The organism is Haloarcula taiwanensis (genome assembly GCA_002844335.1).
In the GTDB taxonomy this organism is placed as follows: Archaea; Halobacteriota; Halobacteria; order Halobacteriales; family Haloarculaceae; genus Haloarcula; species Haloarcula taiwanensis.
This window is the reverse complement of the sequence record CP019154.1, coordinates 899,165-925,655: the sequence shown is the minus strand read 5'-3', so window position 1 is coordinate 925,655 and position 26,491 is coordinate 899,165. Positions and strand designations below refer to the sequence as shown.

The following is a 26,491-nucleotide window of genomic DNA, read 5'->3' as shown; positions in this document are numbered from 1 at the left end:
GCTTTCAGTCGGTCACTACCGGCTCGATGGCGTCGCGACGGCCATCGAGAACGTTGAAGCGCTCGCCACGGCGCTGTTCTAGCCAGCGAAGCAGGCGCTCGGCCCAGCGAAGCTTCTGCCGCTTTTCAGCAGTGACGGACGGATCCTCGAAGTCCCATCCGGGGAATACCAGCGAGGCAGCGCCGAAGTGGTCCGCGAGGAACGCGGCGCGGTCGCCGTCGGTGAAGCCGCCGTAGTTGCGGACCGGCGGGGCGGGTGTCGCCTGCGTCGTCGGTACAACGAACTCACTGTCGTAGGCCGGAATGTGTGTCTCCAGTGCGGGGATGTTGTCACCGTGGACGTGGGCGACAACCGGCGTCCCGGCGGCAGTCAGTTTCCGCCCGGTATCGGCGTTCTTGTCCAGGTCCGTAACCATACAGTCGACGGCGACGCCTGCCGCCTGGAGACGGTCGGCAGCAGTGGACGCCGCGAGGACCACGTCGGCGTCGGCTGCACGGTCGGCCTCGGTTTCCAGTGACGGGCCGGCTCCGGCGATAGCCACCGATGCACCGTCGAGTCCGAGGGTCGTCGGGTCGTATGTGCTATCGTCGCCGAGCAGTTCGACGAAGCGGTCACAGGCGAGCTCGTCGCCGTCACGAGGGTACCCGAAGTCGTCGAGAATGTCCGAATACACTGGCTCCCAGGTGTGAAATTCCATCTGTTATCAGACACCACGAAGTGGACATGCTTCTGTCTTGTTTCCCCGGTCAGTCACACTGCACGACGCTGTCACTGGCCCGGAGCGTTGCTGTCGCTACCGGATTCGTGGCCAGATAAACCGAGTTGAGCCGAAATGGCACGTCCGTGTACCCCTACCCGGGTGCCCTTTCGGCTTTCACCCCTTTCTTTCGAGGCCTCCGGTATAAGTTTTCTCTTACCGTCAGACACGAATGGCGGACCTCACGGGCAGCGATAACTTGTTCCACCCCGTAGCTACGCCAGCACTCCGCGACAGCCTCAAGACGGGGCAGTCCTTACGGAGGACAAATGGTCCCGGAACTGTCGGTGAATGCGCAAGACGGTGCAGTTCCGGATTCGCTGGTGATCGTCTCGAACCGCGAACCGTATAGCCACGAGCGGGGCGACGACGGCGAGATACGGGTCCAGTCCGCCGCGGGTGGCCTGACGAGCGCACTCGACCCGGTGATGCAGTCACGGGGTGGCACCTGGGTCGCCTGGGGCAGCGGCGACGCCGATATGACTGTCGCCCACGAAGGTATTGTCAAAGTGCCGCCGTCGGACCCGGCCTACGACCTGAAACGCGTCCCGCTCTCCGACGCGGCGGTCCAGGGCTACTACTACGGCTACGCCAATCAAGTGCTCTGGCCCCTCTGTCACGAGGATACGGGCCGGATGTGGGCCGAACCAGCCTACTGGGAGCAGTACCGCGCCGTCAACGAGCAGTTCGCCGAGGCCGTCGACACGGTCGCTGACGCGGGCCAGCCGGTCTGGTTCCAGGACTATCATCTGGCGCTCGCCCCTAAACTGCTCCGGGAGCGACGGCCGGAGGCAAGGCTACTGCAGTTCTGGCACATCCCCTGGCCCGCGCCGTCGGTGTTCCAGCACTGTCCCCACAGCGACGCGCTACTCGACGGACTGCTGGCGTGTGACGTCATCGGCTTTCACACAGCAGGGTACGCCGAGCAGTTCCTGCACTGCGTCGATAGTGCGTTCTCCGCGGCAACCATCGACACGGACACCGGGACAGTCACCCGGAACGACGAGCGGACGCGAGTCGTCGCGAACCCCCTAGGTATCGATGCCGAGGGGGTCCGGGACCGAGCGCGTGCTGCCGACGTGGGCAGTATCCGCGATACCGTGCTGGGCGGCAGTCGCTCGGACACGTCCATCCGCCTCGCGCTCGGCGTCGAACGGCTCGACTACTCGAAGGGCATCCCCGAGCGGATTGAGGCGCTGGCGCACCTCTGGGACCGGCGACCGGACCTGCGAGGGGAGTTCACGTACGTGCAGAAGGCAAGTCGAACGCGGGAGGGGATTGCCGCCTACCGACGGTACCGAGCGGACGTCGTCGATGCCGTCGAACGCGTCAACGACCGCTTCGGGACCGATGACTGGCAGCCCATCGTCTACACCGAAGCCACCCTCGACAACGAGACGTTGGCCGGGCTGTACCGGGCTGCCGAGGTCATGGTCGTGACGCCACACCGCGACGGGATGAATCTCGTCGCCCACGAGTATCCGGTCGCCTGTGTTGATGGTGACGGCGCACTCGTACTGAGTGAACTGGCCGGCGCGGCGACCCATCTCGACGGCGCGCTAACAGTCAATCCGCACGATATCGGTGCGATTGCGGACACCATCGAGCGGGCGCTGGAACTGGAGGAAGCGGACAGAGCAGACCGGCTGGCGCGCTTGCAGCAAAGCGCCGAAGCGCTCGACAGTTCACAGTGGGTCGCCAGACAGTTCAGCCCCGGGCAGTCACCGTAGGGGGCCGTCAGTTACCGGCGCTACGCGTTCGACAGCCAGTCCGGCTCCGCGACGGTGGTATCGTCGACCTGCGAAACGGAAAGCGACAGCGTCACCGTCACCGGCTGGCCGTCCCGCTCAGTGGTCACCCGGTACTGGAACGACCGGATGACGCCATCCTCGTCAACAAGGACGGTTGCACTGGCCGAGTCCGTCGTCCCGTTGGCCGAGACGGTCGCCGAGACAGCGTCGTCGGCCGCGAAGCCAGTAACGTTACCCCCTGTCGCTTCGAACCGCGAGACCCTGTCACCGTCGACCGTCTCGGTACCGGCGTACGTCCAGTTGATGTCCGACCCCAGTGACTGGAGCAGCGAGCGGTCGATGACACTGCTCTCGTTGACCGGCTGGACCGACCCGTCGTACGGCGGTGACGCAGCCCGGATCTCCGTCATCGCCTCCTCACCGCGGGTGAGGACACGGCGCTGTGTGGTGGTTCCATCGGCGGTGTACGTCGTTGTCACCAGCGTGTCGCCGCCAGCCTGAACCAGTTCGCCCTGCGCTAGCGACCGGTCGTTCGCACGGTCGATAGCAACGGTCCGGTTGATGAACACCGACCGGTTCTCGCCGTCGCGGACCGTCGAAAGTTGGAACGACAGCGACGTGGTAAACGACGAGTTCGACAGCCGCTCGAAGTGTCCGCGTTCGATAGCCGCCGCATCGAAGCCGGACGAGCCGGGTGCGGGGCCGTTGACGTCAGCCGAGGTCGATGTTATTTCGGTGTCTGTTCCAGCTGTACCCGATTCAGTGCCCAACAGCCCGCTACAGCCAGCGGACGCTATCAGTAGCACCGCAAGTGCAAGCGAGAGATGACGGCGTTCGAGAGACATATCGGTGCCACTGTATCAGTGGGTTAGTTCGTTATGGCCGTTCAGCTGTCAGATTCCGTCCGGCTTCAGGGTATACACGGACTCGATGACCGTCCCGCTGCCGTCGCGAGACTGCGGCGATGCCGGTCCCGTCCGACCCGCGTCAGACGCCCGTCATGCACGTCATGAGGGTTTAATACGAACGAAAACGCTATAGGAACCGTGCCACTCGGCTCCGACCCGCTGTCCGAACTCGACATTCCCGACGGAACAACCGTCGAGGAACACGACCTGGTGACCGACGGTGATGTCATCGTCGGCGGCCAGTCGACCGTGGAGTTCGGTGTGCGCGGGCGGACGGTCATCGCCGACGAGCGAGTCCGCTTTGGCGGCCACATCGAAGCCGAAGGTGACTGTCGGCTGGATATGTGGTGTGACGTGGCGGACAACGTGCTGGTCGGCGAGGACGCCTACATCGGCGAACGAGTACACATCGGCGGCGAACTCCGTGTCGCGGGCGACCTTGATATCGGCGACGACGTGGACATCGAGAACGGGTTCGAGGCGAACGGCTGGATCGTCATCCGCAATCCGATGCCGACCATCGTCTTCCTGTTCGTCTACCTCTCACAACTCCTCCGCATCGGCGAGGAAGACGCGGCCGAGGAAGTAATCGACGAGATGCTAGACGACGGCAGTGACGAGCACGACCCGGTTCTGATTCCACGCGGCGCGAGCGTCTCGGATGACGCCTGGCGCGTGTCGACGCCAGCGACGGTCGGCGACGACTGCCGGCTCCATGGAAATATCCGTGCAAAATCACTCGAAGTCGGCCGTGACACGGTTGTCTTCGGAAGCCTCCGCGCGAAAGCCGACATCGTGGTCGGCCGGGGCACAGAGATCAAAGGGGACGTAACGACCCGCAACGGGACCGTCCGCGTCGGCCCGGGCGCGAAGGTCTGGGGCGACATCTCGGGGACGACCGTCGAACTCCACGAGAACGCGACGGTCGACGGGACGATCCGGGCCAGCGAAGAGATGCGAATGCACACCGAAGCGGTTCTGGACCGGCCGGACGAGTCCGCTGCGGCGATGGCGGAAATGGCCGAATCGCTTGAAGCTGATACTGACACTACGGAGCCAGCCACCGAAGAGAGCGAGTCCAACGATACCGATCCGGCGGTTGATGTAACAGCGGACGATACCGCTGCCACTGCGGACAGCGCAGCAACCGACGGCGGCGATGGGACTGGCGCAACGACTGGCAGCGATGCTTCAGAAGCCGATTCCGACGTCGAAGAGGCGGCGGAGTCCGCAGAGTAACTGCCCGGACGCTATTTTGCGTGAGAACCGTCCCGCCACAGCATCAGCTCTGAGTCGCACCACTCACAGCCGCCGGCAGCGAAACTCCGTGGCCCGGCCCGTCGATATCGATGCCCGGACCGAACGCCATCGATGGCGGCGTTTCGTCGAGCAACAGGTGGCCATCTAGGTCGACGTAGTCGAAGGCACCGAGCCCAGCGGCGAGGTGAGCGCTCGTCGCAATCCCGGTCGCGCCTTCGAGCATACAGCCGAGCATACAATCGAGCGAGGCGGCCTCGGCGATTGTCGCAATTGCCGCTGCCCCGAGGAGCCCGGACTTCCCGAGTTTGACGTTGATCACGTCGGCAGCCCCGTCGCGAACCACGGTAGTTGCGTCCGCGGGCGTGAATACGGCCTCGTCCGCGGCGACGGGGACCGAGAGTCTGTCGCGGGTCCTCGCGAGACCGCGGATATCGTCCTTCGGCGTCGGCTGTTCGACCAGAGCGAGGTCGACCCCAGCCGTCGCCACCTCGTCGACAAACTGCTCTGTAGCCTTCGGCGTCCAGCCCTGGTTCGCGTCCACGGTAATCGTTGCGTTGGGTGCGGCGTCTGCGACCGCAACGGTTCGGGCCACGTCGTCGTCAATCGCGCCGCCGGTTTTGACCTTTATATGGTCGAAGCCCGCGGCCGCGGCACGGGTGGCTCGCTCGGCTGCCGCGTCGGGCGCGACTATCGGAACGGTAATATCGGTGGTAACTGGGGTCGGCGCTCCGCCGAACAGCTCCGAGAGCGGGATACCGCGGTCGCGACAGTACGCGTCGAGCAGCGCCGTCTCGACGGCGAACAGTGCCGTAACCGCTCCGGGTACTGCGGCCCGCACCTCACCGGCGAGTTCGCGGTAGTCGGCGAGGGACGCTCCCTCAAGCATCGACGTTACCGACCGGGCAGTCGCCACGGCAGCCGGCTGCGTCTCGCCGGTCACTGGCGGTAACGGGGACCCCTCCCCGTGGCCGACGACGCCCGAGTCCGTCTCGACCAGAACGACCAGATTCCGCGCTTTCTCACGAGTTCCGAGCGAGATCTCGAACGGCTCGCGGAGTTCGCGATCGAGCGATTCGACAGAGACACGGTCGATACGGGTCATAGCGCCTCCAGAACAGCTGTGAGGAGTGTCTCCGGGCCGTCATCGTCGTAGATGTTCGCCGCCGGAAGCCCTGTTCTGGCGGTTTCCGCCTCCGGGTCCCCCCAGGTCGAGAGGGCGGCGACTGTCGTCTCTGTGAGGGCGGTAATCGCGCGGCATTCGGCCTCGACACCGGCTACAGTGAGGTCATCGAAGTGGGACCGGGCCTCCCGAGAAGGGTCATCGGCCAGTACGACTGCGTCGGGGGCCGCTCCGTGGAGCAGTCCGAGCGTCACCCCGCCGTATGCGGTGTGCGTGAGGGCGGCCTGCCCTTCGACGAACACGATGTCGTGGTCCGTCGCAACGTCGAGCACCATGTCCTCGACGACGCCCGAGACGAAGTCAGCCGGGACCCGGTCGATGACGACGCCGCGGTCCGCGCCGACGAGGATGCCGGTCTGTCCCGTCGCGACCCAGCCGGCGTCGAGTCCGGCATCGGTCGCGGCCCGGTACAGTTCAAAGGTCGTCGTTCGCTTCCCGACTGCACAGTCAGTCCCCATCGTCAGGACGACGTCTGCGTCGGCCGCAGCCCCGCGGCCGTCACCGAGCGTCAGATCGGTGACGGCTGGAGGCTTCCGAACGTCAACGAGGTCGACACCGTGTTGCTGTGCGCGCTCGGTCCAGGCCGGGCGCTCGCTCAGAAAGACGTGCAAGCCAGAGACGATATCACAGCCCCGCTCCATCGCGTGCTTGATTGCCTCGGCCCATGACTCCGGGAGGTCACCACCAGCGGGCGCGACGCCGATGACAAGGACGGCCGCGTCCGGGGCCCGATCCAGCGCTTCGGTGACGGTTTCGACGACCGGGACGCTGTCGGCAGCAGGCCACTCAAGAGCCGCTCCGGCGTGAGGGCTCGGACACGTCGAGTCCACGACGGCCTGCGCGTCGAACAGCTCTCCGTGCATAACGATACCGTTGGCCGTCTTGCCTTCCGGCTGTCCGAACTCCCCCTCCGCGAGCACAACGGCGGGCGTGCCTTCGTCGTATTTTCGCCGCAAGTCCATACTGAAGGACACTGCGGGCGTGACTGACAAACCAGAGCCTTACATGTGTGGCCTCCACTGAGAGTACTGGAGGACGACAACCGGTAATGAAAGCAAGAACAGGCGAGCGCTATCGCGTCACAGAACCCGGAGAGAACGATGGCCACTGACGGCTCCGATATGGCCGCGTCCCCGTCCAGCGGCGGTCTCCAGTTGACACTCAAACTGGAGCATCCCGACTGCTGGATGCGGGAAGTGACGGCGGCCACTGCAGCCAAACTGCTGGTCAACGCGGCGTATCTGGTCGACGGGAAGGTCAAAGCCCACGTCGTCGCATACGCTGAGTCGGCGGCCGCGGTCGAGGCGCTCGTTGCGGCGACCCGGGCATCCGACCACACCCATGCAGTCACAGAAATGGATACTCGTCGTAGCTTCGGCGGGATATCGGCACCGGTAAACAAAGCGACGCGCACGCTTCTCGTCGAATACGGCCCCGAAGAGAGCATCCACGACGCGCTGGTCTCACACGGGTTCATGAATCAAGAGCCGATCCGAATCCGCGACGGGACCGAGTACTGGACGGTCGCTATCGACGAATCGCGGACGACAATACAGGAGAAGCTCGACGCCGTGTGCGCACAGAAAGACGCGACGATCACCGTGACCCAGATTACGTCCGCGACCACCGGAAGCAGGGAGCGGGACGAACTGGCGGTCCGACAGCTTTCCGACAGACAGCGCGACGTGTTCGAACTGGCCCGCAAACGCGGCTATTACGACTACCCGAGAGAGGTAAGCGGGAGCGAGCTAGCCGACGAGCTCGGTATCGCGAAGACGACGTTTCACGAACACCTCCGGAAAGTCGAGGCCACGCTTCTCGGTCCGAGAGACGCCGACCGGGGCTGACGACAACACAGCGTCTCGGCCCACTTGCCAGTTGTCGTGTCTCCTGTCACAGAGCAGGTGGCAGCGTTCCAAGCTTGCGACGACAGGCGCGACAGAGCGCTACTGGACTCCGAGTTCCGATTCCAGCTCCTCGACGACGTCTTGCAACATCGATGCGAGTTCCTCGTTCGGTGGGAGCCGATACAGCGGACCGGAGATGTCGAGCGCGCCGAGAACGCCGCCGTGTGGGGCGGTGACCGGCACGCCGACGGACCGAAGCCCCTCGACTGCCTCCTGATCGTTCACCGAATAGCCGCGCTCGCTCGTGCGTTCGATGTCTTCCATGAGGGCGTCGCGGTCGGTGATTGTGTACTCCGTCTCGGCGGGCAGTCCCCACCGGTCGAGAATCTCGTTGACACGGGTTTCTGGCAACCCGGCGAGGATCGCCTTCCCGACTGCCGAGTTGTGCAGGTAGTAGTACCGTCCCACCTGGAACCCTTTCGACGGGACGTTAGCGACGACGTTGAACAACGTTATCGCACGCCCGTACTCTTCGATGGCAAACGTGACTTCCTCACCACAGCTATCGGCAAGTTCGTGTGTTTTGCGACGGGCGACCTCGTACCACTCGTTTCGGGTCCGGGCGCCCTCTCCGAGGTGGAACAGTTTCATGCCGAGTCGGTACTGCTCACCCCGCTTGACCAGATACTCCTGATCCAGGAGTGTCCTGAGGTGAACGTGAATGGTGCTCGTCGAGAGGTCCAGCCGGTCCGCAAGCTCACTCATTCGCGCCTCCCCCAGCTCGTTTACCGCATCAATGATCGCGAGGGAGGTTTCGGTCGTCTGGAGACGACGACCGCTAGAGCTGTCCATACCACAGTGGACTCGACACCAGTATAAAAAAGTCCGGTCATAGTGGAACAGGTTCTGTCGATATTATACCATTCGCTGATAGTACTCGGCCTAGTGATTGCCACGGGTTATATTTTTAGAGTACATGTCTGAAATTGTGTCCACTCAGTTCAATCTGGACGATATTCAGGGGTAATACACCACTCGAATTCCAATCCTAGCGGAGTTTTATATGTCTACAGCGACGGCGACGGGATGAGAATTTACCAGAGGCGGCTCCGATGATTTGTTACCGCTGAGTTAGCTATTATCATGAACTTTTGCGTGTGTATTTGACGAGGCACAGAATGCATGTCAGACACGGATAGCGGCGATGGGACTGAGATCGAGGAGATCTCTGGCCCAGATGTCGAAGCAATCGAGTTCTACGGCGGACGGTGGATGAGCGTTATTCCCATAGGGCTGTTTATCCTGTGGGCGATTGTCCAGAGTGGCCTGTTCGGAATCGGGGATACGACTGGTCTTGTCGCGGGAATGCTCGTGGCGCTCATCGTCGGGATGTTCTTCGCCAAAGGAGACTGGAAGAACTACGCGAACACCATCTTCGATGGGATGACGAAGCGAGTCGCCGCGACAGCAGTCGTCGCATGGCTCTGGGCAGGGATGTTCTCGAGCACGCTCCAGGCAGGCGGCTTCGTCGGCGGACTCGTCTGGGCAGCGAACGCGGCCGACGTCGGGGGCACACTGTTCCCAGCCGCCACGTTCATCCTCGCAGCGCTGTTCACGACCGGGATCGGTACTGGTTACGGCGCGGCAGTCGCGTTCTCGGCGCTTTTCTTCCCGGCCGGCATCCTGCTCGGGGCGAATCCGGTGTTGCTGTTCGGAGCAATTCTCTCCGGGGCCGTCTTCGGGGACAACCTCGCGCCAGTCAGTGATACGACGATCGTGAGCGCAGTGACGCAGGACGCCGATATCGGCGGCGTCGTCGCGTCGCGGTTCAAGTACGCTGTTATCGCAGCGATACTGGCGCTTGCGGCGTACGTCTTCGCCGGAAACGCGATGGCCGGGCTGGACATCTCCCAGCAAGCACAGGACCTGTTCGTCCAGAACAGCGAACCAGCGGGACTGTTGCATCTCATCTCCATGCTCGTCGTCATCGTGACGGCGGTCATGGGCCGACACATTGTCGAGGCCATTTCGTGGGGACTCATCGTCGCGGTTGTGTTCAACGTCATCTTCGATCTCGCACCGCTGAGTGACGTGTTGCTGTTCAAAGTTCCCGAAACGTCAGCAGCCGCGAGCTGGGCCGGTGCGCTCCCTGTTGCCGAAGTGGTCGCGCCGCAAAACGCCGGCGTGACCGGCTCGATCTACAACGGTGCAGCCGGCTTCTTCCCGCTTATCGTGCTCGTGTTGCTCATCGTCGCCGGGTCGGAGATCATGATCCGTGGCGGTGGCTTCGAAGCGATACAGGAATGGCTTCTCGAAAATGTCGCAACGGGCGTCCGAAAAGCCGAGACGACGATGGTGGTTGGGACCGCCCTCGTCAACTCGATGATTACGATCAACACGGCAGCAGAGATCGCGATTGCGCCGTACATCGCTCGCATCGGCCAGCGGTACAACATCAATAGCTACCGACGGGCGAATATCCTCGACGCGAACACCTCGGCGCTCGGGTACATCTTCCCGTGGGGCGGCGGCGTTCTCATCGGCTTCGCGACGCTACAGGGCCTCCCGGAGCAGTACGAATGGTTCACCAGCGCGATGATTGTCAACCCCGTCCAGGTGTGGCCGTACGTCTTCCACGGCTGGTTCCTGTTCGGTGTGTTCCTCCTCTCCGCGCTGACCGGCTTCGGCCTTGAGTACACCACTGACCGCAAATCCAAGGATGTGACCCGTCTATGAGCATGCTCAGCAAGTTCCTCACCGGGATGTCCTTCAGGTCGACCACGCCGACGTTCGAGGCGGGCGAAGAAATAGAAGTGTACGTCACGGAACTCGACGAGAAATCCGGCGAGCTGGTCGCACAGGTCGGCGAGACCCGCCTCTACTTCGAAAACGGTGAGGCGGATATCGTCGGCTGTCGCGTGCTCGCAACGGTCGAGTCGTTCGACGACGCCGAGCACCGCGGCCGGGTCACTCACCGGAAGACGCTGTCGCAGGGGTCGTTCTAGCAGTGCCACAGAGTGCCGAACAGTGCAGCGAGCCAGTATAGCGCGACCGATAAAACCGATATAAGAGATTCACAGCATATGAGCAATTCACTCTATTCCACAGCACGACAGCACAACCAGACGACTATCGTTCCCAGTACGGACATCGAAGCGACCGTCGAGATGGCGGACCTCGTCCCGGCCATCGAGGCCGCATTCGCCGCATACGAAAACGACACGGCGCAGATGCCACCGAAGTCCTACATCGACCTGCCACAGCACAACGGGGACTTCCGGTCGATGCCGGCATACCTCGAAACGGACGACTGGGAGGCGTCGGGCATCAAGTGGGTGAACGTGCACCCGGACAACCCCGACGAGTTCGACCTACCGACCGTGATGGGGACACTCGTATACACGGACCCCGAGAGCGGCTTCCCGCTTGCCGTGATGGACGCGACGACGCTGACGATGAAGCGAACCGGTGCGGCCGCCGCCGTGGCGACGGACCACCTCGCTATCGAGGGGGCATCTTCGCTGGGCATCATCGGTGCCGGCGTCCAGTCCTACACGCAACTGGAGGCCATCTCGCAGGTGCGACCGATCGAGTCCGTCGTCGTTAGCGACCTCGATGACGACCGGGTCCAGCGGTTTATCGACACGTTCGGCGACGAGTTCGACGTGCGCGCCGGCACGATTTCTGAGGCGGCCCAGTGTGACGTCCTGTCGACGGTCACGCCGGTCGAAGACCCCATCGTCACGCTTGAGGACCTCGGGGAGCACACCCACGTCAACGCCATGGGTGCCGACGCCGAAGGGAAGCAGGAACTCCACACCGATGTTATCCGTGAGGCGACACTTGTCATCGACGACTTCGAACAGACGACCCACTCCGGCGAGATAAACGTTCCATGGAGCACAGGCGATATCGACGAGTCGGATATTGACGCCGAACTCGGCGAGATCGTCGTCGGGAGCGCGTCGGGTCGCGAGGACCTGTCCGGGAATACCGTCTTTGACTCGACCGGCCTCGCGATTCAGGACATCGCTGCCGCACGTATCGTGTACGAATCGCTCGGTGACGACAGCGGACACCGCCTCGAAATGGTGTAAGTACGCCGGTCTACAGCACCGGTAGTCGCTCTACAGTGGTATCGAGCGACGCAGTGTCGATGTGGCACGTAGTTGTGGCCCGGTATCATTTGTATGTGCCATCCGACGAGGGGGTATGCGACGCGTCATCATCGACACGGATACCGCGGGCGACGACACACAGGCAATTTTGCTTTCCTGTCTCAGTGACCGGATTACTGTCGACGCAATCACGGTCGTCGCCGGCAACGTTCCATTCGACAGAGAAGTCGAGAACGCGAAGTATACGCTCGAACTCGCCGATTCACTCGACGTGCCCGTCTACGAAGGGGCGAGACAGCCGCTTCTCAAGGAGTTCGAACACGCGACGTACATTCACGGCGAGGACGGCCTCGGCGGGGACGTGTTCCCCGACACCGGCATCGAATCGGCGGCGGGGTTTGGCCCCGACGAGATCGTCGACCGCTGTCGGGCGGCCCCGGGTGAAATCACGCTGCTCTGTATCGGCCCGCTGACCAATCTGGCGCTGGCGTACGCCCGCGAGCCCGAGCTGCCAGACCTCGTCGATGAAGTGTGGGTAATGGGCGGGAACGTCAACTGTGCAGGGAACGTCACCCCCGCCGCGGAATTCAATCTGTGGGTCGATCCCGACGCCGCCAAGCGTGTGTTCGACGCCTTCGAGGTGACGCTCGTCGACTGGGGCGTGTGCCTTCGGGACGCAGTGTTCGGCACTCCCGAGTTCGAGGCGGTATCGGCGTTCGACACGGAACTGGCGTCGTTCTTCGAGTCGGTGACAGCGCAGGCCCGGGCGTTCAACAGTGAGGGCCCTGATGACCCCGGGTGGACGGCACTCCCGGACAGTGTCACCGCCGCGCTGTTTGCGTACCCGGAACTCCGCGAGGCGGTGTCGACGTATCACGTTACGGTGGACGACCGCGAGGGACTCACCCGTGGGTACACCAGCGTCGATGTCAACGGTGTGACCGACAGCGACCCGAATACCCACGTCGTAGAGTCCGTCGATAGCGACGCCTTCCAGTCAGTCATGTACTCGCTGCTCCAGTCCCGAGACCCCGACAGCGGCATCACCGAGTGAGTCAGGAGCGGAGGCGAACACGAGAGTAACGGACGGTGTGTCGTCGTTGCCGCTGTGTGAGACCTGTGGCACCAGTCCCGGTGCCGCGTGTTGTCCCTGGTTTTTACTGGGGGCCGGCGGCATGTCAGGGTATGACGCTTACAGACCGTCTCGACCGGTACCTCCGGACAGCGGGGCTCGAAGCCGTCTGGTTCGCCCGACCGAACTCCTTCGCGTGGCTCACCGGCGGTGGTGACAACGTCGTCGACCGGGAGGTCGGCGTTGGCGTCGCCGCCGCAGGTTACGACGGCGACGAGGTACGGGTCGTCACCGACAACATCGAAGCGCCGCGGCTCCGCGACGAGGAACTCGACAGCGACGTGGCCGTCGAGACATTCGACTGGCACGCACAGTCGCTGGCCGAAGCCGTCGCTGAAGCGAGTCCGACCCCGGCGGCGGCTGATTTCGATGTCCCCGGCTTTGAATCAGTTGACGCCGCGCGTCTCCGTCAGCCACTGACCGAGACCCAGATTGAGCAGTGCCGCGAACTCGCGCGAGACACGGCCGAAGCAGTCGAGGCTGTCGCGCGGAACGTCGAGCCGTCGCACACCGAGCTTGATGTGACCGCGGTGCTCCGACAGAAGCTCGAAGGCCGGGGCATCGCCACACCCGTTGTGCTCGTCGGCAGCGCCGAGCGAGCACAATCCTACCGACACTACACCCCGACAGACGCTGAACTCGGTGACTACGCGCTCATGTCGGTGACCGTCGAGCGGAACGGCCTCCACGTCAGCACCACCCGAGCGGTCGCGTTCGACCCGCCGGAGTGGCTCATGGAGCGCACCCGCAAGGCTGCCCGCGTCGAAACCACTGCGCTGGCTGCGACACAGGCTGCTGGCCGAGATGGCGGCACAGCGGGCGACGTATTCGGCGCGATACAGGACGCCTACGCCGAGGTCGGCTGGGAGGGCGAGTGGCAGAATCATCATCAGGGCGGTGCGACGGGCTTCGCCGGTCGCGAATGGATCGCCACGCCCGGACACGAGGGTGAGGTCGCGCTGCCACACGGGTACGCTTGGAATCCGACTATCGCCGGTACGAAGAGCGAGGACACGTATCTCGTCTCTGCAGACGACGTCGAACTGCTGTCCGGGACCGGCGACTGGCCGACTGAGACGGTCTCGGCGGTCGGCTACGACCTCGAACTGCCGCGGCACACGGTGCTTGAGCTGTAGCGGCGCTGGAACACTGTTTCCGATTGTGGAGAGAGTGTTTACAACAGGTGTTGTATGAATCCGTGGGTTTAAGGAACGGCTCAGGCTACCCCTGTGTATGACCGCAGCGCGCGCCTGGTGGAAGGAAGCGGTCGTCTACCAGATCTACCCACAGAGCTTCAACGACAGCGACGGCGACGGCGTCGGCGACTTGCAGGGTATCATCGACCGACTGGATTACGTCGCTGACCTCGGCGTCGACGTCATCTGGCTCAACCCGGTGTATCAGTCACCACAGGTCGACAACGGCTACGACATCAGTGACTACCGCGCCATCCACGAGGCGTACGGCACGCTGGAAGACTGGGAGGAGCTACTCGAGGAGATTCACGCCCGGGACATGAAACTCGTCATGGACCTGGTCGTCAACCACACCTCCGACGACCACGAGTGGTTCCAGCGCTCGCGCCGAGACGAGGATGGCTACCGCAACTACTACATCTGGCGCGAGGGCGGCACCGACGAGGACGGTACCCCCGCGCCCCCGAACAACTGGACCACCGGCTTCGGCGGGTCGGCCTGGACCTACGACGAGCAGGTCGGGGCGCAGTACCTCCATCTGTTCCACGAGCGCCAGCCGGACCTGAACTGGGAGAATCCCGAGGTCCGCTCGGACATCTACGAGATGATCGACTGGTGGCTGGCGAAGGGCATCGACGGCTTCCGGATGGACGTCATCAACCTGATATCCAAGCCGGAAGGGTTGCCCGACGGCGACCCGGACACCGGATGGGTCGGTATCGAGCAGTTCGCTAACGGGCCTCGGACACAGGAGTTCCTCGAAGAAATGGCCGCCGAAACGTTCGACAACTACGACTCGATGACGGTCGGCGAGTGCGTCGATATCGACGTCGACACCGCCGGTGACTACGTCAGCGCCGACGGACCGCTGGACATGGTGTTTCACTTCGAGCACATGCTGCTGGACCAGCAGGAAGGGTGGTGGACTATCGAAGACTGGTCGCTGCCCGAGCTGAAGTCGGTGATGGCCGAGTGGCAGACCGAACTCGACGGCTGGAACACCGTCTACCTAGGCAACCACGACCAGCCACGAATCGTCTCCCGCTTCGGCGACGACGAGGCGTACCGCGAGGAGTCGGCCACGCTGCTGGCGACCTTCCTGCTCACACATCAGGGGACGCCGTTCCTGTTCCAGGGCGACGAGATCGGGATGACGAACTGCCCGTGGGAGTCAGTCGAGGAGATCCGGGACGCGGACGCGTCCAACCGCGTCGAACTCGCCCTGCAGTCGGGTGATATCGACGACTACGACGAGGCACGCGACGTTGTCGAGTTCCGCTCGCGGGACAACGCCCGGACGCCGATGCAGTGGGACGACTCCCGGAACGCCGGATTCACCGACGGTGACCCCTGGATAAAGGTCAATCCAAACTACGAGGAGGTGAACGTCGCTGCGGCCGAGGCGACCGAAGACGGTATTCTGTCGTACTACCGCGACCTCATCGACCTCCGGAGCGACCTGGACGTGCTCGTGTACGGCGAATACGAACTATTACTGCCCGACCACGAGACGGTGTACGCCTATCGGCGCACGCTCGACGACCCGGCGGTCGATGTCGACGACGTGCTGGTCGTCTTGAACGTCTCACCGACGGCCACACGCGTCTCGGTCCCGGTCGAGGCCGAGGCAACACCGCTGTTCGGGAACGAACTGGACACGGCGGTCGAATCCAGCAGCCACGACGGCACAGACCTGGAACTGCAGCCCTACGAAGCGCGCCTCTACGAACTCTCAGAGCAACAATGATGTCATCGCAGATGCTTTCCGACGGCGAACTGGACCGCGAATGGTGGAAAGAAGCAGTCGTCTATCAGATTTACCCACGCAGTTTTAGCGATAGCGACGGCGACGGGGTCGGCGACCTGCAGGGCATCGTCGACCGACTGGACTACGTCGCCGACCTCGGCGTCGACGTTATCTGGCTCAATCCAGTCTACGACTCTCCACAGGAAGACAACGGCTACGACATCAGCGATTATCAGGCAATCTACGACGAGTTCGGAACGATGGCCGACTGGGAAGCGCTGCTCGCGGAAGTCCACGACCGAGATATGCGGCTCGTCATGGACCTCGTCGTCAATCACACGTCAGACCAACACGAGTGGTTCCAGAAGTCCCGACAGCGCGACCCGGAGTACGAGGACTACTACATCTGGCGCGAGGGCGGCACTGACGCGGACGGCGAGCCCGTGCCGCCGAACAACTGGGAGTCCTTTTTCGGGGGCTCCGCCTGGGAGTTCGACGAGGAGCGCGGCGAGTACTACCTCCACCTGTACGACACCTCACAGCCGGACCTGAACTGGCGCAACGACGCCGTCCGGCAGGACGTCTTCGACACCATCGAGTGGTGGCTGGAGCGGGGCATCGACGGCTTCCGGATGGACGTTATCAACCTTCTGTCGAAAGTCGAGGGGCTGCCCGACGGCGAGCCGGACAGCGAATGGATCGGCTCCGAGCATTTCATCAACGGGCCGGAGCTGTCGTCGTATCTGACGGCACTGGACGAGTCGGTGCTGTCGAACTACGACGTGATGACTGTCGGCGAGATGCCACAGCTCACTGTCGAGTCGGCCCGCAAGTACGCCGGCACGGACGGCCCGCTGGACATGGCGTTTCACTTCCAGCACACGAAGCTCGATTACGACGGCGGCGAGCGGTGGTCGGTCGGCGACTGGAGCCTGCCGGAGCTGAAAACCATCGTCGACCGCTGGCAGGACGGGCTGGCGGCGGACGGCTGGAACGCCCTGTACTGGGAGAACCACGACCAGCCGCGGAGCGTCTCCCGCTACGGCGACCCCGAGAACTACCGCCGGGAATCCGCGACGCTGCTCGGGACGTTCGTCCTTATGCTCCGTGGCACGCCCTACATCTACCAGGGGCAGGAACTCGGGATGACGAACGCCGACTGGGAGACGATGGACGACCTCCGTGACGTGGACGCCATCAACCACGCGCGGGAACTCCTCGGGCAAGACGATGTCGAGGACTACGAGGACGTGAGAGAGGTCGTCGGCTACCGGACCCGCGACAACGCCCGGACACCGATGCAGTGGGACGACTCCCGAAACGCCGGCTTCACCGACGGTGACCCCTGGATAAAGGTCAATCCGAACTACAGGGATATCAACGCCGCTACCCAGCGAACGGACGAAGACTCCGTTTACAACTACTACCGGCGACTCATCCAGTTGCGCTCCGACAGGGACGTGCTGGTGTACGGAGACTACACCGACTTGCTCCCCGACCACGAAACCGTCTTCGCGTTCACGCGGTCGCTGTCGACGGACGCGGGAACCGAGCGTGTTCTGGTCGTCTTGCACTTCGATGACGGGAGCGAAACCGTTGCACTCCCGGTCGAGTACGCCGATGCGACGCTGCTCGAGGGCAATTACGACCGCGACGACGCAGATCCGGAAACGGTGACGCTTGCACCGTATGAGGCTCGCGTCTACGAGCTATTCGACTGACAACCGTCGCCCTATGGCACTCCCACCGAAACGGTCATCAAGAGGCACAGATTCAAGACGCGCCCGTCACCAGCAGTGGTATGTACCTTGCCGACGAGACTTGGCCGGACCTCGGTGACTATTTCGAGACGGAGTCGCTCGCGCTCGTGCCGCTGGGGTCGACTGAACAACACGGGCCGCATCTCCCGCTGGCGACGGACCACCTCATCGGGGAAGCCTTCGCCAGAGAAGCCGCCGACAGGACGGGCTATCTCTGTACTCCGACGATCAACGTCGGCGTGAGCCCCCATCACAGACAGTTCAACGGGACGATGTGGGTCGACGCGCCGGTGTTTCGCGACTACGTCGAGTCATTCACACGGAATCTGGCCTACCACGGCATCGACCGGGTCATTTACGTGAACGCTCACGGTGGGAACGTCGAGCACCTCCGTGAGGTCGGCCGTCGGCTCCGGGACGACGAAGTGCTGTACGCCATCGAGTGGATGTGGGACGAGAGCATCCCAGACCTCGTGGACGACCTGTTCGAACAGAACGGACCACACGGCGGCCCGAAAGAAACGGCCATGATTCAACACCTGCGCTCCGACCTAGTTCACGACGACCGCCTCGAAGACGCACGGGACGGTGGGATTCCGAGCGTTGCGGCAGCCGAGACAAAGAAGTACGGCTCGCGAACCTTCTACGACGCCGCTGATAACACCGATAACGGTGTTCTGGGCGACCAGACCGATGCCACGGCCGAAAAGGGCGCGGAGATGTTCGAGGCCGCGACCGAACAGCTCGTCAGGCTCTGTGAGTGGCTGGACGCGCAAGCGTTCGACGACCTCCTGCCGAAGCCACACGTCTAACGCGGGGCTGCCGGTGGTAGAACGCGATTCCCGGTCTGCGTGCCCGACGCTAAACAGTGGACCCTGAGTTGGACTTTTGAGACAGGCGGATGTACGGGGCGTATGGCCCTCCTCCTGTTTCCCGGGATGCCCGGTACTACTGAAATGGTCGTCATGCTCGTCACGATGGGGATGTTTCTCGTCGTGCCCCTCGCACTCGTCGTGGCCGCGTACCTGTTCGGCAAGCGCCGCGGCAGAGCCGAAGTGAGCGAGTCGGGCGATTCATAACCAATCGCCAGACGGCGGCCAATCGGCGCGTAATGGGCCTGTCGCGGCGAATCGACTCGTTTATCGGTCCCACTCTATGATGGAGATGTGTGTCCCCACCGAGTCCCCATCCCGAGTCGCTTCGTAGCCGAGCGTTCGAAATAACGGTTGATGACGGACGAGAGACCTTCAACGCGCTCAGTATCGAGCACGCCGATTGTGAGACGGAATGGCTCATCTCCGACACGGTGTATGCGCTCGAAAATATGCGGTAACAGGTAGCAAACTGTTGCGTTGTGGCGTTACGATAGTGGATCCAACTGCGTCGGAACGGTGACGCCGCTGTGTCTGTCCCGCCGGTTCTTCGTGTGAGTCATTCCGCTGAGAACCGCCGCCAGACTGGCATGAAGACGCCGTAGAACGAGCCAAAAACCAGGACACCAGCCGCGATAGCTAATTCTCGCCCTGCCACGCCGAATACGTCGTACAGAGTCCGGAGAACGATGATAACCCCGAGTCCCCAGATCGCGAATGCGGTCCGCTCTTTCCAGGAGAGGCCACTTCTGTGGAACACACGCTGTCTCCGCAACAGACGCTATCAAAGCCTGTGGTTCGACGCGATATCGGACCGCGAGTATAAGGGGGTGATAACACACGCCGCACAGATCACAGCAGCTGTAACTGGGATGGGTCGTGCTGGTTCCACAGAAGTCCGTTCCCGCCCTCACTCGGTCGGGATGGGGCCGGTCCCGATGACGTCCCGAACCGCGCTTTCGAACTCCTGACGGTCGGCGAAGTACGGGATGTCGACGTCCTCGAGCACCGTTGCGAGTTCCTGCGGGCCGTCCGGCGTCCGAATCGTCGTGTCCCCTTCGCGGCTGACGATGGTGCTGTGTTCGATGCCCCAGGTGAGCCGGGCCGAGACGCGGGCCAGCGGCGCACCGGCAACGTCAGGTCCGTCGCCGAGTTCGACAGCCGGCTCCTCCGCGTCCTCGCTTTCGTCGTCGCTCATACCCGAACAGTGCCCGTGGGTCCGATTAGTGCTTTCGGAACGGCTCGCGTGTCCCTCAGAGCCGCGTTCGCGCGTGCCCGCGTCATGCGTGTGTCTGACGGGTAGTTTTATCGGATGTAGCAGTAGTGTACTGCATGACTAGTCTCACCGACGTGTACGAAGGGGAGGTTGGGCGCGTCGCATCGCGCCGCCAGCAACTCGTCGGGACAGTCCTGTTTCTCGTTGGTGTTGCCGGACTCGTCGGGGCAATCGCACTCGCAACGACCACCGTCGGCAACAGATACGGGCTGGACGCCTACGCAGCTAGACAAATCGCCGGCATCATCGCCGGCCTCGGGCTGCCGTCGGTTATCCTCGGCGTGTTCGCAGTGTTGCCGGCCAGTCGACGAATCCGGCTGACTGCCCTTGGCGGGACAGGCGTCGCTGCGGTCGGCGTCTGGCTGTTCCAGTCGCTGTATCCCTACAGCTGGACCAGCAACGACCCGCTGCTGGCACTACTTACCGGCGTCGTCTACTTCGCCGGCATCGTGACGACGTTCTGGTGTCTGTTCGCGTCGCTCGCGACGTTCAAGACGCGAAACGACCCCGGTGGGACGGCACGCATGGAAGTGACCGAGGAAGGGACGATTCGCCTCGTTGAGGAAGCCCGAACGCTCCCGGGGCTGGGCGGCATCGGGTTTTTCGGACAGGACCCGGAGGGCACAGTCGAGACGCAGACGAATAGACCGGGAGCGAGCGGTGCTGTCAGCGACGGCGGGACCGGACAGCCCTCGGATGATGCGCGCACGGTCAACGGCCGCCACCGCCAACCGTCGACCGACACGCAGTCTGACCGCAACACGCGGTCCCAGCGACGGTCGAACAGCGGCGCAGCGACGGAGTCGGGCCGCCAGGCAAACGCGCGCTCGAACACCGGGCAGCAAAACACCGCGTCGCGTCGAAGGGACCAGAGTGGGCCCTCTGAGAACGCGCTCGACCCGAGGATAGCTGAGGCCGGCCCGGAAGCCTCGCCGTCGACCGATGGCGGCACGGCGACGACGGGGCACGACGCAATTACCGAGACGGCGGTCCATCAGGGCGAGCCAGACACCTACTGCGGGAACTGCCGACACTTCGAGTACGTGATGCAGGACGGCGACATCGAGCCGTACTGTTCGTTCCACGGTGAGGTCATGGACGACATGGAAGCCTGCTCGGCGTGGGTTCGCAACGACTGAGACGGTCGCCAGTCCGATTTTGCTGTTCGTCTCACAGCGTACGGCGACACGGAGAGACAGAGCGGTTCGGTCGAAACCGGGTGTTTAACACGGCCGGCAAGCAAATGGTGGTACTACAATGGAGTTTTGCGACGAATGCGGTTCGATGATGAAAACGGACGACGAGCGCTGGGTCTGTGGCAGTTGCGGCTACGAGAAGGCTCGAAACGCCGAGACCGAACAGGAAATGGCCGTCACCACGCAGGGCCAGGAGGAGTCGGAAGTCGTCGACACCTCCGAAGTCGATGCCGAAGACATGGGGCCGACGACGGGCGCACGCTGTCCAGAGTGTGGCAACGAGCGAGCGTTCTACGAGATGAAGCAGATACGCGCGGCCGACGAGTCCGAAACACGCTTTTTCACCTGCACCGAGTGCGAACACAAGTGGCGAGAGGACGACCACTGAGGCCGGACCGTGCCCACTGACCCCGCGTTCCCGGATGTGCCCGCCGACCAGTTACGCGACGGCGGCTGGGAGCTCGTCGACGAGAGCGTCGAAACGGTCTTTCAGCTACCGACGGCGCGCGTCCAGGGAGCGACGAAAGTGTACGACGCCGCCGAGACACGCGCGGCGGTCCGGGAAGCAATCGGACTCGACCACCAGTGGCGGTTCTTTTTCGCCACCGCACTGTCGTTTACACCGCCGCTTGCGCCCGGCGTCGGGCCGGCGATGATTCTCCCGACGGTCCGCTCTGAAGCACAGTCGGCCTTCGCCGAGGAACTGGCCGACAGAGGGTTCGAATCCATCGAGCGCGGGCGGCGGGAACGGGTCCGCGTCGACAGCGGCGACCGGGCGCGGCTCCGGACCTACAGCGCCGAACTCGACCTCGAACCGGTCGATGCGACGCTGTCGATTACCGGCTGGGTCGGCGTCTGGCACGGCGATGGGTTCCGCATCGCCGCCGGCGCATACCCTGACCGGTCGCTGGCGACACTTTTGAACGTCGAAAACCCGCCGGAGCGGCTCCGGCGGTCGCCGTCGGACTACCGGACCGAACTGCTTGCCCTCATCCGCGCCGTGGCGTAATCGCCAGGAGCGCGCCGTCGAGGAACAGCTGGACCGGCCCGAGGCCGAGTCGCTTCGCGAGCGAACTCGGCACGGCGTCCACACCGAGGCGGGCGACGGGTGCGCCTCGGACCCGGATTTCGGCCGTCAGTCCGGCAGCAGCCAGCGCCGCGGCGGCGTCCGGTCCTCCGACCAGCCGGTCCCGCCAGATGGCGACCGCCGCCCCGAGTGACGGCAGGTCGACGGCGACGAAGTCGTCGTATCCCCGGACGGTGAACGCGACCCCGTCCCGCTCGACGGTCAGATCGGCGTCGACGAGGAGGTCTGGCTTTCGCTCGAGCAGGTCGAACAGATCGCCGACCGCCTTCGTCGTCGTGGCCACTGTCAGTCGTTATCGCGTGTCGTGATAGTCAGCGTGCCGTCGACCCGCCAGCGAGCGTGCTCGGCGTCTTCGCCGGCCTTGCTCGGGACGTCGACTTCCATGTCGTCGAAGTCGTACGTTATTTCCGCATTGCGTCCGGTCAGGCGGTCGTAGAGACCGATTGCGAGGTCTGGCCAGGTTGTCGTCTCCATCGGCGTCTCTGATTCGCTCATGCAGTATCCCATACGTACTCATACATGTTTAAAGTCGACCCCAACAACAGGGGTTCGGCAGAACTGACAGGTTCTGTCAGGGACGCCGCGCGAACGTCAGATAGCCGGTGTGGCCGACGCCGCCGGTCGAGGGGCGGGAGCCGCGGTCGTCGAAGTCCATCTCCCGCTGGATGGTGTCGAGCGTCTCGACGCCGTCGAGGCCGACCTCGGTGGCCGTCTCTACGACCTCGCGCGTGTTCTCTACGAACGGGGAGTACACCGCCAGTGACCCGCCCCGTTCCAGCAGCGTGGGCGTTCGCTCGACCACGGTCGGTGCATCCTCGGTATCAAGGGTCAGCACGTCAAAGCCCGAGAGGTCGTCGAGGTCATCGGTGATGTCGCCGGTCCGGACCTCCACAGTGTCCGCGACGCCCGCGACCGCCATGTTCTGGCGCGCGACCTCCGCGAACTCGGGGTCTTGTTCGTAGGTCACCACGTCCGCGCCGATACGGCCCATGTACGCACTGAGGATGCCTGTTCCGGTACCGGCGTCGAGGACGCGATCTGCCGCTGCCACGCCGGTCTTGCCGACGACCAGCCCCACGTCGCGGGGCATCATCGGCGCGCCAGTGCGTTCGAGGTGGGTGAACAGGTCCGGGCCGCGCAGCCGACGGACGGTGAAGCTGGTCCCCAGATGGGTCTCGACGACATCGCCCGGTTCAACGTCTTCGGGCACCTCCAAAATACCGAGGTCGGATTCGAACCGCTCGCCGGGGTCCAGCAGGTACTCGCGGTCTTCGTGGACGAAGAGGTACGCCACGTTACTCCAGTTGGTCGACCGCGTCCGCGAGGTCGCCGTCGTTGGCTTCGAGCGCCTCTCGCGCGGTGTCCTCGTCGACGCCAGCACGCATGGCGACGAGTTCGACGTCGTCCTCGTCGACACCGGAATCGTTCTCGGACTCATCAGCGTCGTCGGCCGCGGCCGAGCCCTCACCGGCGTCGAGTTCGCGGCTCTCGGGCTCGCCGACGACCTGGTACGTTTTCTGGCCCTGGGCTTCCATGAGCTGGACCTCCGCGTCGTCGAAGACGAGTTCCTCGTCGGGTGTGCGGATAATTACTTCCTGCGCATCGATGTCCTCCATGTCGATGCCCATCTGTTCCATCATCTGTTTCATCTTGCGCGGGTTCATCCCGCCGCCTCCGCCAAACATACGTAGGACTGGCGGGGCAGGGCAGAAAAGCGTAGCGACCCGGACCCGGACAGGTGTTCGTCACAGGACAGGCCGGCGGACCGGACAAAACCGGCACGCGCACACGGCTTCGTAACGGTTCTAAGGCTCGCCCGTGCATCCCCGCCGTGTCACTGCTGTCTATCTTCGCCACGGCGATCCTCCCGGTCGTCGCCGTCGCTGGGGCCGGCTTCGCACTCGGTCGGGTGAAGGACACCGACCCCGACGCGCTCAACACCATCACGGTGTACGTCCTCGCGCCGGCGCTGGTGGTCCATAGCCTGGCCACGTCGACGCTGGCCGGCGGGACGATTCTGAGCGTCGTCCTCGCTGTCGTGCTGTTTACCACCGCGATGCTCCTCCTCGCGGAAGGCGTCGGCCGTCTGACCGGACACTCCGAACCGCTGCTGGGCGCGTTCGTCCTCGTCTCTATCTTCCCCAACACTGGGAACTACGGCATTCCCCTGGCGGATTTCGCCTTTGGTGCGACAGGACGGAGCACCGCCGTCCTCGTGACCGCGCTGCAGGGCGTGTTGCTCTACACCGTCGGCATCTACATCGCCGCCCGAGGCAGTGCGAGCAGTCCGCTGGCGGATATGCGTCGCGTGTTCGGTGTGCCGCTCGTCTACGCCGTCGTCGTCGCGCTCGGCCTCCGCTGGCTCGGCGCGGTCCCGCCGACGGAGTCGACGGTGATGCAGACGCTGGAACTGCTCGGCAACGCCTCGATTCCGGTGATGTTGCTCATCCTCGGGATACAGCTCTCGAACGTCGACGGGAACAGCGACTTCCAGTCCGTCGGTATCGCCAGCGCATTGAAACTCCTGTTGGCCCCGGTGCTCGCGTTCGCCGCAGTACTTGCCGTCGGGTTCCAGAACCAGACAGTCGCGCGGGTGGTCGTGCTCCTGCTCGCGACGCCAACCGGCGTGACGACCATCATCCTCGTCGGTGCGTTCAGCCACGGGACCGGGGACCGTTCGCCGGGCGAGCTCGTCAGCGCGACCGTGTTCCTGACGACCGTCGCCAGCGCGGTGACAGTCACGCTGCTGGTGTGGCTGCTGCAGTCCGGGCTCGTGTTGTGACTACTCCTCCCAGTATATCCTGATCTCGCCAGCGGTGATGTCAACGAAGTGGTTCGAGCCGCTGCTGACCGCAAACCGGCCGATAGTCCGTTCGAGAGTCCGGCTGGGACCGCCAGCAACCGCGACGGTAATCGTGTACGTCCCGGTCGAACCGATCATCGGGTCGTACTCGACCGAGTCGCCAGCGGCCATCGTCTCCGTCTCATCGAGGAGCGTCGTTTCGTCGCGTGTGATCGTGAGCGTGACGGTCTGCTCATTGCCCGTGTCGTTGTCGACGACAAACAGGATTGGGTCGTCAGGAGCGGGCGTTACTGTCGGTGTGTCCTGTGATGTTCCAGTCGTCGGTGCTGTCGACTGTGCTGTTGGCGTCGCTGTCGCTGTCGATGGCGTCGAGCCGTTCATCGCCGTGTCGTCACCGGGTGCGACACAGCCGGCGACTGGGGAGAGCGCGAGCGCGGCGAGGAGCGTACGGCGGCGCATATCGCTCGTCCCGACGGGAGCAGCAAATGCTTTCTGTCACACGAGACGGTGTCGAGCAGGGCCGGAGCGTGCCAACTCCAAGGTCGACACGTACCGGGAGGCGCTACAGACTCCGTCTCAGTCCGTTGCGCCCTGCCTGACCTTCACGGCCATCCCCGTCTCGAAGTCGTCCATGCCGCTGCCGGGCAGTTCCGCGCGGCCGACGGCAAGCAGAGAGCCGTCCTCGTGGACGACGAGGGCCTCGTCGCCCGGTCGGAGCGTCGGGTCGGCCGACTGGACGAACTTGGCGAAGGCGTTGCGGCCCTCGCGGATGAACGGCTCGCTCTCGTCGCCGACGACCACGCGGTGTCGCGGCGTGTCGAACGCATCGAGGAGCCGGGTCCCGCCGGCGAGCCCGAGTCGAAAGCGGCCGTCGGCACCGTACGTGGCGATGCGGCCGTCCGTGGCATGGACCTGTCGCGGACGGCCGGAGCTGGTGTGTGTTACGTCGAGGGCGTCAGGGCCTGCGAACAGCGCCGTCCCGCCGCCACCGCCGAACTGGTAGTCGGCCGCACGCCGGAGCCCCCGGAACTCGTCGTCACTCATTGCTCGTGTTCGATGCCGGGTCATAAACCGCCTTTCGGTTCTGTCTGCCCCACTATCCGGCGCAGTTCGAAATGAGATGTGTGCCCGACCGTGGCTGCCCGGACCACGGCCGGCAAAATCGTGTGGCAATGAGAATGCCACTCCCCCCGATCCGTTCCGAATCAACGGTCCAGCCCGACGGGTGACGGCCCCGAACCGGAATGCCATTGGTTCGCTCCGTCAGTCGCCCCGGCCCGAGTACACGGGGCGCGTGCCTCTGTATCCAATCCGTGGTCGGAGGACCGACTACGATGCCTGGAACTGCAGTGGGTCTCCGTCTCGCGCCTGGCTCGTGACGAGCAGCCGCGAGGTGTCTCGACTATCCTCAGCGCGTGGCAACATACCGTCTCTGTGACCCAACTGGTGGGGGGCACTACAAGGGGATGTGTTTGCTGCTTCAGTCATGAAGGTGGGCCGAAATTATCATGCTAGAGCGGCGGCGATATCGCAGAAAAGTGTGCATTGCTGCCTTGTGCCATACTTTCCTCCGTCGGTTTTGGGGAAATTTATACCGGATG

The 26,491-nt window shown here is 63.8% G+C and carries 28 protein-coding genes; 15 read left to right on the top strand and 13 right to left on the bottom strand.

All coding sequences use genetic code 11. The annotated features are described in order from the left end of the window. Positions 1-4: 4 nt before the first annotated feature. A complete protein-coding gene (locus BVU17_04795; protein AUG46869.1) occupies positions 5-697 on the bottom strand; it encodes a hypothetical protein in 693 nt (230 codons plus the stop codon). Positions 698-1,026: 329 nt separating this feature from the next. Here BVU17_04795 and BVU17_04790 point away from each other — a divergent pair, with 329 nt between their 5' ends. Next, positions 1,027-2,487 carry a trehalose-6-phosphate synthase gene (locus tag BVU17_04790; GenBank protein ID AUG46868.1) on the top strand — a complete coding sequence of 487 codons (1,461 nt, stop codon included), beginning with the start codon at positions 1,027-1,029 and terminating at the stop codon, positions 2,485-2,487. A gap of 20 nt (positions 2,488-2,507) precedes the next feature. Here the strand turns inward: BVU17_04790 and BVU17_04785 are convergent, their stop codons facing one another. Continuing rightward, positions 2,508-3,353 (bottom strand): hypothetical protein, encoded by an 846-nt coding sequence (locus BVU17_04785; GenBank protein ID AUG46867.1) that lies wholly within the window; start codon positions 3,351-3,353, stop codon positions 2,508-2,510. A 201-nt stretch (positions 3,354-3,554) separates the two neighbouring features. Here BVU17_04785 and BVU17_04780 point away from each other — a divergent pair, with 201 nt between their 5' ends. Beyond that, a complete protein-coding gene (locus BVU17_04780) occupies positions 3,555-4,655 on the top strand; it encodes an acyltransferase (GenBank protein AUG46866.1) in 1,101 nt (366 codons plus the stop codon). Between the two features lie 43 nt (positions 4,656-4,698). Here the strand turns inward: BVU17_04780 and BVU17_04775 are convergent, their stop codons facing one another. Both BVU17_04775 and BVU17_04770 read right to left on the bottom strand, forming a co-directional pair. Beyond that, positions 4,699-5,778 carry a dipeptide epimerase gene (locus BVU17_04775; GenBank protein ID AUG46865.1) on the bottom strand — a complete coding sequence of 360 codons (1,080 nt, stop codon included), beginning with the start codon at positions 5,776-5,778 and terminating at the stop codon, positions 4,699-4,701. Next, positions 5,775-6,818 carry a hypothetical protein gene (locus BVU17_04770; GenBank protein AUG46864.1) on the bottom strand — a complete coding sequence of 348 codons (1,044 nt, stop codon included), beginning with the start codon at positions 6,816-6,818 and terminating at the stop codon, positions 5,775-5,777. The genes BVU17_04775 and BVU17_04770 overlap by 4 nt, the downstream gene beginning before the upstream one ends. A 138-nt stretch (positions 6,819-6,956) precedes the next feature. On the opposite strand from BVU17_04770, the gene BVU17_04765 reads away from it, so the two are divergent. After that, positions 6,957-7,703 carry a transcriptional regulator gene (locus BVU17_04765; GenBank protein AUG46863.1) on the top strand — a complete coding sequence of 249 codons (747 nt, stop codon included), beginning with the start codon at positions 6,957-6,959 and terminating at the stop codon, positions 7,701-7,703. Between the two features lie 99 nt (positions 7,704-7,802). On the opposite strand, the gene BVU17_04760 is transcribed toward BVU17_04765, so the two are convergent. Beyond that, on the bottom strand, positions 7,803-8,555 hold the full coding sequence (locus BVU17_04760; protein AUG46862.1) for a transcriptional regulator: 753 nt from the start codon (positions 8,553-8,555) through the stop codon (positions 7,803-7,805). A 330-nt stretch (positions 8,556-8,885) separates the two neighbouring features. Here BVU17_04760 and BVU17_04755 point away from each other — a divergent pair, with 330 nt between their 5' ends. The 8 genes from BVU17_04755 (at position 8,886) to BVU17_04720 (ending at position 18,468) form a co-directional block, all read left to right on the top strand. Continuing rightward, positions 8,886-10,439 (top strand): sodium:proton antiporter, encoded by a 1,554-nt coding sequence (locus BVU17_04755; GenBank protein AUG46861.1) that lies wholly within the window; start codon positions 8,886-8,888, stop codon positions 10,437-10,439. Beyond that, on the top strand, positions 10,436-10,708 hold the full coding sequence (locus BVU17_04750) for a hypothetical protein (GenBank protein AUG46860.1): 273 nt from the start codon (positions 10,436-10,438) through the stop codon (positions 10,706-10,708). The genes BVU17_04755 and BVU17_04750 overlap by 4 nt, the downstream gene beginning before the upstream one ends. Before the next feature lie 78 nt (positions 10,709-10,786). Continuing rightward, positions 10,787-11,800, top strand: coding sequence for an ornithine cyclodeaminase family protein (locus BVU17_04745; GenBank protein ID AUG46859.1), 1,014 nt, complete (start codon positions 10,787-10,789; stop codon positions 11,798-11,800). Positions 11,801-11,915: 115 nt separating this feature from the next. After that, the gene (locus BVU17_04740) at positions 11,916-12,875 is read left to right on the top strand and encodes a nucleoside hydrolase (GenBank protein AUG46858.1); all 960 of its coding nucleotides are present in this window, start codon (positions 11,916-11,918) and stop codon (positions 12,873-12,875) included. Between the two features lie 131 nt (positions 12,876-13,006). Continuing rightward, entirely contained in the window at positions 13,007-14,089 is a 1,083-nt protein-coding gene (locus BVU17_04735; protein AUG46857.1) for a peptidase, read from the top strand. Between the two features lie 97 nt (positions 14,090-14,186). Then, a complete protein-coding gene (locus BVU17_04730; GenBank protein AUG46856.1) occupies positions 14,187-15,896 on the top strand; it encodes a glucohydrolase in 1,710 nt (569 codons plus the stop codon). Positions 15,897-15,907: 11 nt separating this feature from the next. Next, positions 15,908-17,617, top strand: a complete 1,710-nt coding sequence (locus BVU17_04725; GenBank protein ID AUG46855.1) for a glucohydrolase — start codon at positions 15,908-15,910, stop codon at positions 17,615-17,617. Between the two features lie 80 nt (positions 17,618-17,697). Then, positions 17,698-18,468: an amidase gene (locus BVU17_04720; protein ID AUG46854.1), complete on the top strand. Its 771-nt coding sequence runs from the start codon at positions 17,698-17,700 to the stop codon at positions 18,466-18,468. A 619-nt stretch (positions 18,469-19,087) separates the two neighbouring features. Here the strand turns inward: BVU17_04720 and BVU17_04715 are convergent. Next, positions 19,088-19,288 carry a hypothetical protein gene (locus tag BVU17_04715; GenBank protein AUG46853.1) on the bottom strand — a complete coding sequence of 67 codons (201 nt, stop codon included), beginning with the start codon at positions 19,286-19,288 and terminating at the stop codon, positions 19,088-19,090. 150 nt (positions 19,289-19,438) lie between these two features. Next, positions 19,439-19,726, bottom strand: a complete 288-nt coding sequence (locus tag BVU17_04710; protein AUG46852.1) for a hypothetical protein — start codon at positions 19,724-19,726, stop codon at positions 19,439-19,441. A gap of 134 nt (positions 19,727-19,860) precedes the next feature. Here BVU17_04710 and BVU17_04705 point away from each other — a divergent pair, with 134 nt between their 5' ends. From BVU17_04705 to BVU17_04695, 3 genes are all read left to right on the top strand, one after another. Next, positions 19,861-20,943 carry a hypothetical protein gene (locus tag BVU17_04705; GenBank protein ID AUG46851.1) on the top strand — a complete coding sequence of 361 codons (1,083 nt, stop codon included), beginning with the start codon at positions 19,861-19,863 and terminating at the stop codon, positions 20,941-20,943. 118 nt (positions 20,944-21,061) lie between these two features. Beyond that, entirely contained in the window at positions 21,062-21,388 is a 327-nt protein-coding gene (locus tag BVU17_04700; GenBank protein AUG46850.1) for a transcription factor S, read from the top strand. A gap of 9 nt (positions 21,389-21,397) precedes the next feature. Then, the gene (locus BVU17_04695) at positions 21,398-22,009 is read left to right on the top strand and encodes a hypothetical protein (GenBank protein AUG46849.1); all 612 of its coding nucleotides are present in this window, start codon (positions 21,398-21,400) and stop codon (positions 22,007-22,009) included. Here the strand turns inward: BVU17_04695 and BVU17_04690 are convergent. From BVU17_04690 to BVU17_04675, 4 genes are all read right to left on the bottom strand, one after another. Next, positions 21,990-22,370 (bottom strand): hypothetical protein, encoded by a 381-nt coding sequence (locus BVU17_04690; protein AUG46848.1) that lies wholly within the window; start codon positions 22,368-22,370, stop codon positions 21,990-21,992. The two genes, BVU17_04695 and BVU17_04690, sit on opposite strands and share 20 nt — an antisense overlap. Before the next feature lie 2 nt (positions 22,371-22,372). After that, positions 22,373-22,582, bottom strand: a complete 210-nt coding sequence (locus BVU17_04685) for a hypothetical protein (protein ID AUG46847.1) — start codon at positions 22,580-22,582, stop codon at positions 22,373-22,375. Between the two features lie 76 nt (positions 22,583-22,658). After that, the gene (locus BVU17_04680) at positions 22,659-23,381 is read right to left on the bottom strand and encodes an SAM-dependent methyltransferase (GenBank protein AUG46846.1); all 723 of its coding nucleotides are present in this window, start codon (positions 23,379-23,381) and stop codon (positions 22,659-22,661) included. 1 nt (position 23,382) lies between these two features. Continuing rightward, a complete protein-coding gene (locus BVU17_04675) occupies positions 23,383-23,772 on the bottom strand; it encodes a nascent polypeptide-associated complex protein (GenBank protein ID AUG46845.1) in 390 nt (129 codons plus the stop codon). A gap of 146 nt (positions 23,773-23,918) precedes the next feature. On the opposite strand from BVU17_04675, the gene BVU17_04670 reads away from it, so the two are divergent. Continuing rightward, positions 23,919-24,869, top strand: coding sequence for a permease (locus tag BVU17_04670; GenBank protein ID AUG46844.1), 951 nt, complete (start codon positions 23,919-23,921; stop codon positions 24,867-24,869). Here the strand turns inward: BVU17_04670 and BVU17_04665 are convergent, their stop codons facing one another. Both BVU17_04665 and BVU17_04660 read right to left on the bottom strand, forming a co-directional pair. Next, a complete protein-coding gene (locus tag BVU17_04665) occupies positions 24,870-25,349 on the bottom strand; it encodes a hypothetical protein (protein AUG46843.1) in 480 nt (159 codons plus the stop codon). A 117-nt stretch (positions 25,350-25,466) separates the two neighbouring features. Continuing rightward, the gene (locus tag BVU17_04660; protein AUG46842.1) at positions 25,467-25,934 is read right to left on the bottom strand and encodes a pseudouridine synthase; all 468 of its coding nucleotides are present in this window, start codon (positions 25,932-25,934) and stop codon (positions 25,467-25,469) included. Positions 25,935-26,491 lie beyond the last annotated feature (557 nt).

Bases quoted from the DNA above. Each gene is read 5' to 3' on its own strand.
- BVU17_04795 (AUG46869.1), bottom strand. From the start codon at position 697: ATGGAATTTCACACCTGGGAGCCAGTGTATTCGGACATTCTCGACGAC.
- BVU17_04790 (AUG46868.1), top strand. From the start codon at position 1,027: ATGGTCCCGGAACTGTCGGTGAATGCGCAAGACGGTGCAGTTCCGGAT.
- BVU17_04785 (AUG46867.1), bottom strand. From the start codon at position 3,353: ATGTCTCTCGAACGCCGTCATCTCTCGCTTGCACTTGCGGTGCTACTG.
- BVU17_04775 (AUG46865.1), bottom strand. From the start codon at position 5,778: ATGACCCGTATCGACCGTGTCTCTGTCGAATCGCTCGATCGCGAACTC.
- BVU17_04770 (AUG46864.1), bottom strand. From the start codon at position 6,818: ATGGACTTGCGGCGAAAATACGACGAAGGCACGCCCGCCGTTGTGCTC.
- BVU17_04765 (AUG46863.1), top strand. From the start codon at position 6,957: ATGGCCACTGACGGCTCCGATATGGCCGCGTCCCCGTCCAGCGGCGGT.
- BVU17_04760 (AUG46862.1), bottom strand. From the start codon at position 8,555: ATGGACAGCTCTAGCGGTCGTCGTCTCCAGACGACCGAAACCTCCCTC.
- BVU17_04755 (AUG46861.1), top strand. From the start codon at position 8,886: ATGTCAGACACGGATAGCGGCGATGGGACTGAGATCGAGGAGATCTCT.
- BVU17_04750 (AUG46860.1), top strand. From the start codon at position 10,436: ATGAGCATGCTCAGCAAGTTCCTCACCGGGATGTCCTTCAGGTCGACC.
- BVU17_04745 (AUG46859.1), top strand. From the start codon at position 10,787: ATGAGCAATTCACTCTATTCCACAGCACGACAGCACAACCAGACGACT.
- BVU17_04740 (AUG46858.1), top strand. From the start codon at position 11,916: ATGCGACGCGTCATCATCGACACGGATACCGCGGGCGACGACACACAG.
- BVU17_04735 (AUG46857.1), top strand. From the start codon at position 13,007: ATGACGCTTACAGACCGTCTCGACCGGTACCTCCGGACAGCGGGGCTC.
- BVU17_04730 (AUG46856.1), top strand. From the start codon at position 14,187: ATGACCGCAGCGCGCGCCTGGTGGAAGGAAGCGGTCGTCTACCAGATC.
- BVU17_04725 (AUG46855.1), top strand. From the start codon at position 15,908: ATGCTTTCCGACGGCGAACTGGACCGCGAATGGTGGAAAGAAGCAGTC.
- BVU17_04720 (AUG46854.1), top strand. From the start codon at position 17,698: ATGTACCTTGCCGACGAGACTTGGCCGGACCTCGGTGACTATTTCGAG.
- BVU17_04710 (AUG46852.1), bottom strand. From the start codon at position 19,726: ATGAGCGACGACGAAAGCGAGGACGCGGAGGAGCCGGCTGTCGAACTC.
- BVU17_04705 (AUG46851.1), top strand. From the start codon at position 19,861: ATGACTAGTCTCACCGACGTGTACGAAGGGGAGGTTGGGCGCGTCGCA.
- BVU17_04700 (AUG46850.1), top strand. From the start codon at position 21,062: ATGGAGTTTTGCGACGAATGCGGTTCGATGATGAAAACGGACGACGAG.
- BVU17_04685 (AUG46847.1), bottom strand. From the start codon at position 22,582: ATGAGCGAATCAGAGACGCCGATGGAGACGACAACCTGGCCAGACCTC.
- BVU17_04675 (AUG46845.1), bottom strand. From the start codon at position 23,772: ATGTTTGGCGGAGGCGGCGGGATGAACCCGCGCAAGATGAAACAGATG.
- BVU17_04665 (AUG46843.1), bottom strand. From the start codon at position 25,349: ATGCGCCGCCGTACGCTCCTCGCCGCGCTCGCGCTCTCCCCAGTCGCC.
- BVU17_04660 (AUG46842.1), bottom strand. From the start codon at position 25,934: ATGAGTGACGACGAGTTCCGGGGGCTCCGGCGTGCGGCCGACTACCAG.